Source organism: Daejeonella oryzae DSM 19973 (assembly GCF_000422945.1).
Lineage (GTDB): Bacteria > Bacteroidota > Bacteroidia > Sphingobacteriales > Sphingobacteriaceae > Daejeonella > Daejeonella oryzae.
Genome location: NZ_KE383964.1, coordinates 55598 through 69323, shown reverse-complemented (window position 1 = coordinate 69323; position 13726 = coordinate 55598). Strand labels below are relative to the sequence as shown.

11 protein-coding genes are annotated in these 13726 nt (G+C 39.2%); 4 read left to right on the top strand and 7 right to left on the bottom strand.

Annotated features, from left to right (window positions below; translation table 11 throughout):
- Positions 1–17: 17 nt before the first annotated feature.
- Entirely contained in the window at positions 18–2798 is a 2781-nt protein-coding gene (locus G521_RS0113475) for a DUF5916 domain-containing protein (protein ID WP_081675087.1), read from the bottom strand.
- Between the two features lie 416 nt (positions 2799–3214).
- On the opposite strand from G521_RS0113475, the gene G521_RS0113470 reads away from it, so the two are divergent.
- Positions 3215–4681 carry a patatin-like phospholipase family protein gene (locus G521_RS0113470; RefSeq protein WP_026898990.1) on the top strand — a complete coding sequence of 489 codons (1467 nt, stop codon included), beginning with the start codon at positions 3215–3217 and terminating at the stop codon, positions 4679–4681.
- Positions 4682–4683: 2 nt separating this feature from the next.
- Positions 4684–5358, top strand: coding sequence for a hypothetical protein (locus tag G521_RS0113465; protein WP_026898989.1), 675 nt, complete (start codon positions 4684–4686; stop codon positions 5356–5358).
- 65 nt (positions 5359–5423) lie between these two features.
- On the opposite strand, the gene G521_RS0113460 is transcribed toward G521_RS0113465, so the two are convergent.
- From G521_RS0113460 to G521_RS0113445, 4 genes are all read right to left on the bottom strand, one after another.
- Positions 5424–5630 (bottom strand): hypothetical protein, encoded by a 207-nt coding sequence (locus G521_RS0113460; protein ID WP_026898988.1) that lies wholly within the window; start codon positions 5628–5630, stop codon positions 5424–5426.
- A 108-nt stretch (positions 5631–5738) separates the two neighbouring features.
- Positions 5739–6596 carry a pirin family protein gene (locus G521_RS0113455; RefSeq protein ID WP_245580872.1) on the bottom strand — a complete coding sequence of 286 codons (858 nt, stop codon included), beginning with the start codon at positions 6594–6596 and terminating at the stop codon, positions 5739–5741.
- A gap of 79 nt (positions 6597–6675) precedes the next feature.
- Positions 6676–9126, bottom strand: coding sequence for a TonB-dependent receptor (locus G521_RS0113450; protein WP_026898986.1), 2451 nt, complete (start codon positions 9124–9126; stop codon positions 6676–6678).
- 70 nt (positions 9127–9196) lie between these two features.
- Entirely contained in the window at positions 9197–9577 is a 381-nt protein-coding gene (locus tag G521_RS0113445; RefSeq protein WP_026898985.1) for a hypothetical protein, read from the bottom strand.
- A 292-nt stretch (positions 9578–9869) separates the two neighbouring features.
- Here G521_RS0113445 and G521_RS0113435 point away from each other — a divergent pair, with 292 nt between their 5' ends.
- Complete coding sequence (locus G521_RS0113435) at positions 9870–11054, top strand: MFS transporter (RefSeq protein WP_026898984.1); 1185 nt, start codon at positions 9870–9872, stop codon at positions 11052–11054.
- Between the two features lie 65 nt (positions 11055–11119).
- Complete coding sequence (locus tag G521_RS0113430) at positions 11120–11572, top strand: GNAT family N-acetyltransferase (protein WP_026898983.1); 453 nt, start codon at positions 11120–11122, stop codon at positions 11570–11572.
- Positions 11573–11644: 72 nt separating this feature from the next.
- On the opposite strand, the gene G521_RS0113425 is transcribed toward G521_RS0113430, so the two are convergent.
- Together G521_RS0113425 and G521_RS0113420 are read right to left on the bottom strand one after the other, a co-directional pair.
- Entirely contained in the window at positions 11645–12082 is a 438-nt protein-coding gene (locus tag G521_RS0113425; protein WP_026898982.1) for a VOC family protein, read from the bottom strand.
- Between the two features lie 49 nt (positions 12083–12131).
- Entirely contained in the window at positions 12132–13664 is a 1533-nt protein-coding gene (locus G521_RS0113420; RefSeq protein WP_026898981.1) for a glycoside hydrolase family 32 protein, read from the bottom strand.
- Positions 13665–13726 lie beyond the last annotated feature (62 nt).

The following is a 13726-nucleotide window of genomic DNA, read 5'->3' as shown; positions in this document are numbered from 1 at the left end:
TTTTATTTACTTATCACCTATTTTAAAAAGCGATAGGTTAGTTTTATTAATAAAGAATTCCTAGACTGATCTGCAAAAGCGTTTTTCCATAGACTTTCTGTCAGAGGGGTAGCCAGATCCGAGGCAACATCGGGTGTATTTCCCTGAGCCCAAACCAGATATAATTCCGAACCTGCTTTGTATTCCCATCTCATGATCAGATTTGATCTGAACTGAACAAAATTAAAATCAGGCTTACTAAAACTATAATCTGTCAGGCCATCTGCATCATCATCCACGTAGTACAGGCCATTATTAAAACTGATTTCAGATGAATTGAAAGCCCGAAAACGATCGTCATATTTTTTGGCTAATGGATCAGCAACATAGGCGAACTTAGTATACAAGGGACGGGTAATAAATGGCTGACCATAATACTGAAGTGTCAGATCCGGAGTAATATTATAGCTTAATCTGCCGGTATACCGTAACGTTTTCTGAGACACTTCTCCAACTATAGTTCTTTGCTGATTAGCCCGGCTGGTATTGCTTATAAACTGATCCTGCCTTCGCCAATAATCTGAATAATTTGCGCTAAGGCTGATTCTAAGCGCATTTAGAGGTTGAAATGATACGGATAATCCGTAATCCTTTCCTTTTACAGTATTTTGAAAACCCCAGGAATTAGACATTTCCAAAACTCCGTTTACCTTCTTTCTGTTATCAGTTGCTATATAAAAATTATGACCTATGCCGGCGGGGCGCCTGATGGCAGATGCTCCTCTTAATGCATTATTCGAAATATCATACGGATTCCAGGTTAAGCCTGTTCCCGACTGCCAGTTATTTTTAAAGGTTGCATGCGAATTAAAATTAAATGCCTGATAGATAAACTTTCCGCCATAATCCCAGCGTGACCAGTGATTGTAATTTAAGCGGGCATTTCTGAAAAATGAAAAGGGTTTCTGAAAATGCAAACCAGCCCAGGTAAAGTGATTAATTTCATTTGATGTAAGCATAAAACCCAGATCATTTAATTCCAGGCCGGGAGAACGGGTTGTAAACCCTGTTTCAAATTTAAATACCTGACCTTTTTTACCGGACTTCCCTCCGATTTTACCAAACCTGATGGTACTGCCCATGCCACTCAATGAGGTGCGGTTGCTGTCTATTGATAATTCACTTGCTCCGGCACGCTGAAAGAGATGTTCAAACCCGGTCTGTGTAAGCAAAATGGCTTCTTTTGATCCACGAACATGGCTTAACACCATATTTCCACGGATATACCAGGTACGATTTTTCCAGTAATGCAAAAAGTCAAATCCGCCGGTCCAGGCATTCCGGTGCAGCATTTCCTGTAATCCTCCTTCGCGGTTTACAGCTGTTATAATTCCGCCTATAATGGTGTTGCCGCCATCAAAGTCCTTTTGCATACGGCCCACAAAATAATTACTTAACGGCTCAACCAATTCTTTACGCCTTTGACCTGCCACATCGATAGTTGCCATTTCTCTTTGAGTAATACTTTCCAGAATCCCTATACTCCACCCGTTTTTCGTTTTTCCGCTAAATTTTGCCGCTCCCAGAATAGAGGTATTTTGAGGTACAGAAACAAATTCTCCCGTGTCAACTGCGGGATATTTATGGGGCGAACTCCCAATACGCCGGGAATAAAATAACAGATCACTGTCATAGTCTCCACCCGCCTCTGAGCCTGTGAGTTGATAATCAAAAATATTTCTGCTCTCTATGAAGAAAGGTCTTTGTTCCTGAAAGAAATTCTGGAAGCCATCTATGCGAACCTGGGAAGGGTCTGCTTCTACCTGTCCAAAATCAGGATTAATGGTAAAATCAAGTATCAGGTTATTAGTGACCGCCAACTTCCCATCCAGCCCTCCGCTTAGCTTAACATCACGGCCTGTGGCAAAAGGATTGCCAGGTTCTTTTTTATACGTATCAGCCTGCGAAGTAATGTATGGGGCCAGTTCAATCTGCCGGTGTACAGGTATGCCTTGTATTCCATGAAGTTCGCCGAAAGCGCTGACCCACACACCCGAATTTTGCGGAATATATTGCCAAACAGACCGTTCTTCCTTTCTGAACAAACGCCTTGTAAACTGGATCCCCCATACTTTATTATGCTCATTCCCATATCTAAGCTGACTCAGGGGAATTTTTATTTCGGCGGTCCAGCCGCTGGAATTAATATGGCTTTTACCAAACCATATCGGATTCCAGCTGGCATCCCAGTTATTCCCGTTATTGGAAACCAATTCATCACCGCGTACCCCGGAAACGGAAAGTGTAAAAGAAAATGCGGTGCGAAGATCATGATAGCTGTCGATATTTACTTCAACCCAATCTCCCGGAAATTCATCCCGGCGCCCCATATGTTTGATAATAGAATCCGTTGCCCGGTCATGGCAGTCATAAGCTATATATAAATATTTCTCATCGTAAATAATCTTAAAACGAGTGGGCTGTGACGGCGCTTTTCCCTCATTGGGTTGAAGCTGGATGAAATCTCCACCCCAGTTTACAGAATTCCAGGCTTCCTCATCGGGAATTCCATCCAGAGTTATTTCAGCTTTAAATGCTGCGGTAAAATATTTCTTTTTAAGGGTCACTGAATCAGAAGTACTTCCCCTTGCGTATCTGTTAAAAAAGATAAAAACAGTTAGTAGAATAAGTATAGTAATTAACTTCTCCTTTAATATATCAGGCAGACCTGAAATATTTTGCAAGCCCGGAAGTGTACTTATTGTATTGCTTGCTGAAATATTTATTTTAAAATCATAGGGTGCCGCAGGTTTAAGCATGGCAATTGATTTTCATGAATTTAATACCAGGATCATGAAAGAATTCACCTGATCTATATCCCCATTCAGAGTTAATCAGACTTAAATTAATACAAATATAATTGGATTTTCAATCATAAAATAGCTGTATCAGCATTATTGTAAATGGTGCCGGAGCTAGCATTTTTATTAAACAGTACAATCATCAAAAATTATAGTAATGCTGCAAAAATTCAAAAAGATGTATAAAAAATTGCCTGATAAATTGATTTGCATCAGCACCTCTTTACTTTTTATATTTAATAGCTATTGAGTTTTTGCAGTTTCATTGCTGTAAAAACTTTCAATTCCTGAAAAACAAAAAAGACATTTTAGATTTCTGTTTCCTGATGAGCTGAAGGAACCGATACACTTAATTTTTAAACCAATCAAATTATATGGCAGGGCTTACCGTTGACAAATTTACAGAAAACGAGGTTGTCAAAAAATGCCTTAAAGATCTTCAGGAAGAATTTCCGGAAGGGAAAAATCCGCTGGTAGTTTCAGACGTGCTTGACAATGCAGGCCACCAATATGTCAATCTGGTTCAGAAAGGCGGAGGTGTTCTGGGTGTTGCATTGGTTGGATATACGTATATCCTTGAAAAAATGAATATTCGCTTTATTCGCCTTGCGGGTACCAGCGCAGGAGCCATCAATACCGCATTGATGGTAGCCGCAGGAACCAAGCAGGATGCAAAATCAGAATATGTATTAGACGCTATTTGTAAGCTCAAATTTATTGATTTTGTAGATGGTCATCCCTTTGCCCGCTGGGTGATAAGTAAATTCATAACCCACCAGGATTTTGGGGTAAAAGTTAAAAGGTTCTTTTCCGCAATTATATTTACACTGGTAATTTTGCTTGCAGGAGATTTCATTTTTCTTGGATTGCAAAACGCCATAAGCTGGATTTCCATTTTCACAAAAGTCTTTTTCGGACTTACAGGATTATGCTTATTATTTATCGCGGTCTTAATAGCCTATGTATCCACCTTACTCAAGCGACTAAAAAACTCGGGGTTCGGTATCAACCCGGGAGATTTTTTTTATGACTGGATTAAAGAAAAGCTGCATGAAAATAATGTAATTACAGTTTCAGACCTGATGAGCAAAGCATCTGCACCGGTTCCGGGTCTTCATTTACGGGTAGCCAATTCAGAGGAACTGAAGGGACTTGACGGAGACGTTACTTTTATATGCTCCGAATTAGTCTCTCAAAATAAAATTCAGTTTCCAGAAATGTGGAAGCTTTTCAGGAAAAACATGGACGATTTACAACCGGCAGGTTTTATCAGGGCATCTATGTCTATCCCGGTTTTTTTTGAATCTTATTTTATTGAAGATATTCCTTGTACAGATGAAGAAATAAAACAGATCTGGCTGGATAAATTCGGAGAAACAGATCCTCCCTCCTCTGCCCGGTTTGTCGACGGCGGGATTTTATCCAATTTCCCGATAAATCTGTTTTATAATCCAAAAGTGGATACACCCAGACTTCCATCATTTGGTATCGACCTTGACGATAGTGTACCTGATGACGCAGGGAAAAATTCAAAAATGTGGAGCATGACCGGATACTTCGGCAGAATTTTTAATACCATCAGATTTTATTACGATAAAGACTTTTTGATCAAGAATAAAATATTCAAAAAAGGAATTGGAACTATTCCATTACAAGGCTATAACTGGCTCAATTTCTTTTTGAGCGATAAAGACAAAATAGATATGTTTAATAAGGGTGCCCAAGCTGCAACAGAGTTTCTCATGCAGTTTAACTGGCAGGAATATAAAACAGATCGCATAGAAATGAAACTGAAAATAATTGAAGAGCAACTACATAGCGGAAACGCTGAAAATCAATAAACATGTGGACATTCATTATCAGCTGGACCACTTTCAGTATATTTTTTGGAGTAATACTTCTTTTAAGTTTTGTAATGAAGTTAAAAAGCCTTCATTTTTATACCAAAGATGTGGTTATAAAAAGATTTAATATTATGGATCTGGAACTTCCGGCAACGCCCAATGAACTGGTAAATACCCTTAAGGGGCTCTATCAATTGCCGGGATCGATTTCTAAAAATGCAGTTAGTGCTTTAAAATCGCATTTGTATTTAGATTTTTTGTTTATGCCCTTTGCATACGGGGCTATCTTTATACTCTGTATGCTGGTATCATCAAAAATGGATTACCCTTTCGGGATCATTTTGTTTCAGGTTTTGGCCTGGATCCAACTGATTCCATGGCTTTGCGATATTATTGAAAACGTCTACATTTTAAGGAAAATAAAGCCCGAACCCGCTATATCAAGCCCTGCTACTCACACCGCCTATCTTATAATGGAAGCATTTAAATGGGGCATTGCTTTCGTATCAATTATTGCCGCCTCTTCCATGATTTCCTATTTCTGGCTAACCGGAGATTATGCGGTTAGCTCTTTTCATTATCTGCTGATTGTGTTAACAGAAATAGCGTTGTTTTTTATAATGGGTAAGATTTTTATAAAATCTAAAAAGAAGGCAATCAAAAATTCTATCTGAAACATTATCTCTGAATGCAAAAAAAGACCGCCAAAAGTCAATTATGACGATCTTTTGATGACAAATTACTTTCCAAACATACCGCCGATTTTGTCTTTCAGACCACCGGTCAGATCTGCTGCAGAGTCTCCTTTAATTAAAGAATCTAATTGAGAACCCATGCCTGCCGGCATTTTATCCTTCAAAAAAGATACTACCGTTTGAACTGCTGTTGTTGCCTGCGACTCAGAAATACCTGTTTTTTCTGAAACCATTTTAATGAGTTGATCCATATTAACCTCCATTTTTAATTATTCTACTGATAGTACAATTAAAAAAACTGTTTGTGAGCGAATAATTAATTTTAATCATTAAAAGGCCTGAAAGAAATCAGTTTCCCATTATCCTTTCCAGGAGCCAAACTTTCCCTGCTGATAATCCTGGTAGGCCTGCCTGATCTCCAGTTCTGTATTCATTACAAAAGGACCCTGAGCCACAACCGGTTCATTAAAAGGCAGCGCATGTCCCAGCAAAATAATACTCTCTTCAATAGCTTCTATGATCAGATCATCTCCTGTATTAGTAAATTCCACCAGTTCATGGATTTTTGCTGTCTGTCCGTTTACGTTCACAGTGCCTTTAACAACATAGAAAAAAATATTTCTGTCTGCCGAAATGGAAACCTGGTACTTTCCGCCCGACGCAAAATAAATGGTTGCCAGCCGGATGTCTGCCATTGGCTGGAAAGCACCCTCTGTTTCTTCCCAGTTTCCTGAAACTGCCTGAATACGTACGCGGCCATTGTCAACTTCCGCAACCGGAATATTCTCTTTTTGAAGGCCTGTATATGAAGGCTCAACCATTTTAAATTTTGCCGGAAGATTTACCCATAATTGCAATATCTCAAGCTCACCTCCTTTTTTCAAAAATTCATCCGATGAGATTTCGGCATGAATAAGGCCTCTGCCTGCGGTCATCCATTGAACTCCGCCCTCATTTATAACACTTTCTGCTCCGCTGCTATCCTTATGAGAAAGATCTCCTTTCAGAATAAATGTAACTGTTTCAAAGCCGCGGTGCGGATGAGGGCCAAAAGGCAGTCCTGTGTTATTTTCAGGATAAATCTGGAATCCGTGATGGTTTAAAAACAGGAAAGGATCTATCTGTTCAACCGATTGGGTTGGAAGTGCTCTATAAGTCAGCAAATCTGCAATCGGAGCATATTCTGCTTTGTGAATGGTTTTTACAATTCTCATCATTTTATTGCTTTTAAACTTCTAAATACCTGAATTTTTAAGGTATAAGATTACAAAGGTCAGGAATAATATAAATTAAATACTACTTCACTTCATATCGGAAAACGAACCTTCCGATCTGCCCATCGGCATTGATGCCTTCTATAACTATTTTGTGAGTTCCGATATAATCTGAGTTAAAATACTTTATTTCCGTTTGATCTTTAATGCCAACCGAAACGTTCGGATTCCAGTAGACTGCTTTACGCAAATCTGCATTTCCGGAAGTTGGGGCATTCTGCAAATCATATCTGGGAGAATAAAACTCACGGTTTCGCTGATATCCGATTACCGTAACCGGCAGCATCCCGGGTGTTCTGGCGTTCAATGTATTTCCATACCGGTCACTTCCCGTTTTAGAGGTGATGACCAAAACTCCGTATGAACCCTCAATTCCATAGAGTCCGGTTGTTGCGGCACCTTTTAATACTTCCACACTTTGAATTCCATCTGCATTGACAGAACTTAAGTCAAAATATTCCTGCGTTAAACTTATCCCATCCAATATCACAAGCATCGGTTGCGGCCCTTCAAACATTCCGCTTTCAGGCGTATCGCGATTATATATTTTACCATTGGCGAGCTTTAACCCGTTTACGCGATTGGATAAAAACACGGACAAATCATGCTGATTAAGCAGATCTGCGGCGGTAAGCACCGCATCGGCCCTGCCGGCCCCATTGAGATTTGCGGAAATAAGTACCTTCGGAATCTTTTTAGCCGTTACCGATACAGCATTTAATAAAATACCATTATTGCGGTATTGAAGTTCATTTAAGCGGGCATTCTCAGGTAAACTTTTCTCCTGTCCGGCAATTTTAAATGATGTAAAATTATTCAGAACAGCTTTTTGATCTTCCTGATTAAACAGTTCAATTTTCATGTTTTTGCGGAAACCGGCACTTATAGATGAAATAACAAAGCGGGCGGTATCTGTCACATTCATATCAGGAAATTTAAAATATCCGTTTTCGTCTGTTTTGCTCTGAAGAATGGTAGAAGGGAATCCCCCTTTAAAAAGAGTTACTTCACCCAAAGCAAAGGGTTTGCCCGAAGGCAGGGTCATTTTTCCGGACAATTCAATACCCTCCTCCCGGTTTTCCTTAATTTCCGGAAATCTTTTAGAGAGAACATTCTTCCATGAAAATTTGCGCCAACCCTGAGTAAGTAAAAGATGGTCGAGATGACGGGCCCTGTTCTCATCCTTAAAATCGTTAAAGTAATAATTAGGTGATTCTATAAAACCTTTTAAATCTGAGCTGAGCAGCAGATCAGAAAATATGCTGACCTCATCATTATCATTTCCGCTAAGTTCACTTTCATTATACACCGAAACAGAGAGATTTCCGATCTCGGGCTGACCAGCCTTATTCTTCATGTACAAAACAAAATTTACGGCTTCTCTTTTATTAAACTTCGGTTTAATATCTGCCAGAATAAGCAGTTCTTCATATTTATTGACAAAAATTAGGCGCTCGGAAACCGGATTCTTTTCCGGATCAAAGAGGGTAAACTGAGCAGTGCCACTGCTGAGCAGGTCTTTTGATATCCAAACTGTATTTTGTGCCTGATTGTTTACGCTAAACTGCGACACATATTTACTTATTCCGTCCTGCGAGGCAATCAGTGTAAGTATACCCGTTTCCTTTAAACCGGGACTCACTCCAACCCGCACACGTACACTATCTGCTAAACCCGTTACCGAAATGGTATATCCCTGAGATTTAGCGGCCGGAATTTTTTCCTGCAATTCAGATCCATCTTTAAATTTTACTCGGGCGGTATAAGTTTTTCCGGGCTGGGGAGTGAAGGCAAAAACACCCATTCCCAGATGTTCTGAGTTGAATTCTGCAATTAATTCGCCGGCATCATCTACAATGCTCCCGCTTGCATCAATACCAAAACCATTTTTAGCAATTGATTTGAATGCTACTTTAGAGCGGATACCTGAAACCAAATCTCCTCCTTCGGGAAAAAACTGAATACTGTTAGCCGCTGCGGCAGAAATAACAGCAGCCTTTTCGGTATTATTTTTAATCCGGATACTGCGTTCATAATAGAAAGCCTGACCGAAATTTTTCATACCGGGTGTATATGCCCGTAAATAATACATGCCCGGCATGATGCTGTCTGTAACCGGAATATTTCCCCATGCCAATCCTGCTTCTGATTTTAGTTTTGTGCGGTAAACCACCGCTCCGCTACTATTCAGTAAATCGACATTCAGTATTTTGCTTGCCGCGGAAGGCCGGTTGTAGAAAGAGTTTACAATATATGACTTGAACCATATCGTATCCGGAGTATTGTAAAAAGGCTGATTGGTATGTATATGAATTTTTTCAACCTGGTTTTTTTCCAGCAGATCCTTAAACTGAGCCATTTTTTTTAACAGCGGGTCATCAGATTGAAATCCGTAACCGGCAGTAACCACAAACAAAAGAAGTATCAGCAGGCATTTGGATTTTAACTGATTAGGCAGGAAGGTGTGAGTCATTTTTAAAATGTTTTTTGAATTGGTCAATAGTAGTTCAGCAGATATTTTCTGAAAGATTTTCTGATCAGGGTTATTTTCCCGGGCCGGGATGTGTAAAAAGTACGTATGCGAAAAGAATTGCAAAAATGGAATAAAGTAATGCTGCAATCCAGATATAAGTGAACCCCGATCCGATAAATGAGATTTTAATCAGAGCTATTGCACTTATCATAAAATGTGTAAAGTTTCCAATTGCCACCGGCCTGCTGTAAATTCCTCCTATTAAATTTGCTTTAGCAGTCCAGTTTAGCATGGCAAACCCAAGGTAAAGCGACCCTAAAATCTGGAGAACTATTACTGCAGATTGATTCAATCCCAAATGAGCAGAAACCTCGAGAGGAAAAAAAGAAAGGAATATGCCCGCCAGGCCTAAGACCACCGCACTTGCAGACATTAAGATTTTGGTGTTCATATCAGTTTTTAAAATTCTACGCTTTATAAAGGTTAATAATCAACTTTCGTAAATTACTTCTGTAAGAATATCAATAATTAATATATTTCTGCCCGATGTCGATATAATATTTACACTTAAGAAAAATTCCAACGCTGCACCATCCGGATTAAAATTCATATTATTAAACAGAATCAGGCATTTTCATCCTGTCAATGAACTTCTTTTTAAAAGAAAGGAAAACTTTCTCCCTTTACCTGAATTAACAATAATATTGCAAACCGTTTCTCATCTATCTTAAACGGATCAATTAATGACCAATTCTAAAGATTCAGGCAACATTTATACTTTTCAGTTTGGACTTGTTTGTCTGAGTTCTTTCCTGTTTTCGGCAAGTTTTAATATGCTGATTCCGGAGTTGCCGGCTTACCTGAGTTCTATGGGCGGCGCCTCTTACAAGGGGCTTATCATTGCTTTGTTTACACTTACAGCCGGGTTTTCAAGACCCTTTAGCGGGATGCTTACCGATACAATTGGCAGAATACCCGTTATGGCTGTGGGGTCTATCGTTTGTTTTATCTGCGGCTTTCTGTATCCGGTATTAACCACAGTGGCCGGGTTTTTATTTCTCAGATTGATACATGGTTTTTCAACAGGTTTTAAACCAACAGCTACTGCGGCTTACGTTGCTGATCTGGTGCCAGAAAACCGGTGGGGAGAAGCAATGGGTGTTCACGGTGTATGTTTTAGTACGGGTCTGGCAATCGGTCCGGCCATTGGAAGTACTATTACAGACCACTTCTCCATTAATATATTATTTTACTGCTCTTCTATATTTGCATTGCTATCCATCATAATACTGGCAAATATGAAGGAAACGCTAAAGGAAAATCAATCCTTCCGTTTTTCTCATTTAAAAATTAACAGAAAAGATATCATTGAATGGAGAGTAATACCTGCCGCTATGATTACTTTTCTGAGTTATATCAGCTATGGTGTAATCCTGACCGTTATTGGAGATTGGAGTAAATTTCTGGGGACCAGTAATAAGGGGATGTTCTTTATGGTTTTTACGTTATCCTCACTATTGATCAGGTTTGTTGCCGGAAAAGCATCTGACCGGTACGGCAGAATACTGATTTTAAAAATCTCGCTGGGTCTTCTGGCAGTTTCATTATCCTTAATCGGACTTGCAAATTCCTCTTTTACTTTAATGGCTGCATCCGCATTATACGGAGTAGCTACCGGCATGCTGTCGCCCACCGCAAATGCATGGACTATTGATTTGAGTGATCCAAAGCATCGCGGAAAAGCAGTTGCCACAATGTATATAGCGCTGGAAGCAGGAATTGGCATAGGAGCTTTATTAGCCGGATGGCTTTTCATAGATGATATTTCGATGATCCCAATAACCTTTTACCTTTGCTCTGCAATTACTATTATTGCATTTATGTACCTGATGATTCGCAATACCAAACCTGGTCATATTCCTGCTTAAAGCAGCTAAATTTTATATATTTTGTTTTCTTCCGGGCCACACTAATTCTGTGTAAAAACCATTATATGCTTAAAATAATCAGAACCGATTCCAGCAATCCAGATTTTATTGAACTGGTAAAATACCTGGATGCGTATTTAACAGAAAAAGATGGCGATGAGCATTCGTTTTATGATCAGTTTAATAAAATAGACAAAATAAAATCCGTAGTGATAGCCTATAAAAACGGCAAGGCAGTAGCTTGCGGAGCAATAAAAGAATATAACCCGGGTATTATGGAAATAAAACGGATGTATACATCTCCTGGAGAGCGGGGTAAGGGAATTGCTGGCCAGATTTTAAACGCTTTGGAAAAATGGGCCATAGAATTATCCTGCCAAAAATGCATATTAGAAACCGGAAAAAGACAAGCGGAAGCGATACTTCTTTATCAAAAAAACGGTTACAGGCTTATTCAAAATTATGGTCAGTATGCCGGAATCAACAATAGTCTTTGTTTCGAAAAGATGTTGAAATAATGAATGATGCTTTAGCTACTACCAATAAAAACACAAGCCTTTAATAAGGCTTGTGCATGAAGTTTACCGTAACTACTTTTCAGTATGATAATCATAATTTACCATCCAGTTGATCCCGAATTTATCGGTCATCATACCAAATAATGCGCCCCAGAAAGTTTTTTCTAAAGGCATACTGACAATTCCTCCATCTTTTAAACCGTCAAAAATTTTGTTTGCCTCCTCCTCGCTATCTGTATTAACGGATAAGTGAATATTATTTCCATCAATAGTTTTTTCTAGCCATTCCCCTCCAACATCACTGCCCATTAAAACCGTTTCTTTGCTGATGGGCAATGAAATGTGCATGATTTTTTCTCCGTCTATTTCCATTGCAGGCTGCCCCTCAGATGGCGGCATTTCATTATACCTGCTTACCTGAAGAAATTCTGTTCCGAAAACAGATTTGTAGAAATTGAAGGCTTCCTCGCAATTGCCTTTAAAATTCAGATAGGGATTAATTTGTGCCATGAGTTTTTTATTTAATGTTAAAAATTATGCTCAGTTAGATGATTATTTTTTACTTCCAGATTCCTTCAATTTTAGAAAGGCTGAGATTGTTCGGTTTCATTCCCGGAGAAAATTTAAGAAAAAGTTTATTCATGGTTTGTACAGGAAAAAAAATATCGGTCATAACTGTTAAGCCTTTATCAGCAAATAACTCTACAGATGCAGCATCAAAAACCACCGTCAGATCCATTGAATTGCTTGCTGCTAACCTGGGTGCGGTATGCTTTTTAGCAAATCCGGCTTCAAAATCTTTTTTCCCAGCTTTGGACCGGTCTATAAAATACTGGCCGGCTTGTTTGTCATAACCAATAATCAGTTCTTCACCAAGATCATTTGCGATAAGGATAGAGAAATCTTCCGGTTGATCGCTGCTCAGTTTCAACTGAAACTGGCCTTTAAAATCTTTTATAACTTCAGATAAATTCATGTTTTCCTGTAGCGTTGAGGCAGGAACTTTTATAACGGAAGAAACGATTTTATCCAACTCCTTTACAGGAGCGGATGCAAGATAAAATGAATTATTCACCTTCTTTAAACTTAATTCCCGGGGAATGGTCATTGCACTTCGCCAGGGATCTGTTGGTACCAGATTAGCGTACTGCCAATTGCTCATCCATCCAATAAAAATTTTTCTTTTAGCTGTATTTGACCAGGTAACGCCTGCGTAATTATCGGTACCCCAATCAAGCCATTTAGTTTCTGTACTGTGCGGAGTAAATTTTGATCCATCAAAATCTCCTGTAAAATACTGGGTTGCCGAACCACCATTCGGGCCGCCCGGATTAATGCTTACCAGCAACACCCATTCTGATTTTCCGTTCAGCTCAAGCTGAAACAAATCCGGACATTCCCAGACCCCTCCATGTGCACCCACATTTTCTCCAAAATCACTTTCCTTTTTCCAGGTTTTGAGGTTGGGGGAAGAATAAAAAGTGATCTTGTCTTTTGTGGCTAAAGTCATCAGCCATTTTTTATCTTTTTCGTACCACATAACTTTGGGATCACGAAAATCAATAATCCCCGGATTCTCAATCACCGGGTTTCCTTCATATTTCACCCAGGTTTTACCCTCATCCAAGCTGTAAGCCAAACTTTGTTTCTGAAAATCGATCCTTTTCTCTTTTTCTCCCGCAGGATCATGATGTGTAAATATGGCCACTAAGGGGGTTTCCCCATTGTTTGCAAATCCGGTGGTATTGTTTACGTCAACCACCGCACTGCCAGAAAATATGTACCCTAAACTATCGGGAAATAATGCAATCGGCTTGTGTTCCCAGTGAATCAAATCTTTACTGGTTGCGTGTCCCCAATGCATTGGCCCCCAAACGCTGGCTTCCGGATAATACTGGTAAAACAAATGAAAAACTCCTTTATAAAAAACCATCCCGTTTGGATCATTCATCCATTTTGATACGGGAGTAAAATGAAACTGAGGGCGATGAATTTCTTTGAAATCAATAATTCCACTTTTCTGTTGAGAATTCGCCTCTCTGTTTACAAGGAGGAAAATAAAGAAGAAACAAAAACAAGCAATTTTTTTCATTGTATATATTATTTAAAAATCTTAAACCGCTACGGTTTTGCTCTAACAAAATACATATTTAA

Bases quoted from the DNA above. Each gene is read 5' to 3' on its own strand.
- G521_RS0113450 (WP_026898986.1), bottom strand. From the start codon at position 9,126: ATGACTCACACCTTCCTGCCTAATCAGTTAAAATCCAAATGCCTGCTG.
- G521_RS0113465 (WP_026898989.1), top strand. From the start codon at position 4,684: ATGTGGACATTCATTATCAGCTGGACCACTTTCAGTATATTTTTTGGA.
- G521_RS0113475 (WP_081675087.1), bottom strand. From the start codon at position 2,798: ATGCTTAAACCTGCGGCACCCTATGATTTTAAAATAAATATTTCAGCA.
- G521_RS0113435 (WP_026898984.1), top strand. From the start codon at position 9,870: ATGACCAATTCTAAAGATTCAGGCAACATTTATACTTTTCAGTTTGGA.
- G521_RS0113470 (WP_026898990.1), top strand. From the start codon at position 3,215: ATGGCAGGGCTTACCGTTGACAAATTTACAGAAAACGAGGTTGTCAAA.
- G521_RS0113445 (WP_026898985.1), bottom strand. From the start codon at position 9,577: ATGAACACCAAAATCTTAATGTCTGCAAGTGCGGTGGTCTTAGGCCTG.
- G521_RS0113420 (WP_026898981.1), bottom strand. From the start codon at position 13,664: ATGAAAAAAATTGCTTGTTTTTGTTTCTTCTTTATTTTCCTCCTTGTA.
- G521_RS0113430 (WP_026898983.1), top strand. From the start codon at position 11,120: ATGCTTAAAATAATCAGAACCGATTCCAGCAATCCAGATTTTATTGAA.
- G521_RS0113460 (WP_026898988.1), bottom strand. From the start codon at position 5,630: ATGGATCAACTCATTAAAATGGTTTCAGAAAAAACAGGTATTTCTGAG.
- G521_RS0113455 (WP_245580872.1), bottom strand. From the start codon at position 6,596: ATGATGAGAATTGTAAAAACCATTCACAAAGCAGAATATGCTCCGATT.
- G521_RS0113425 (WP_026898982.1), bottom strand. From the start codon at position 12,082: ATGGCACAAATTAATCCCTATCTGAATTTTAAAGGCAATTGCGAGGAA.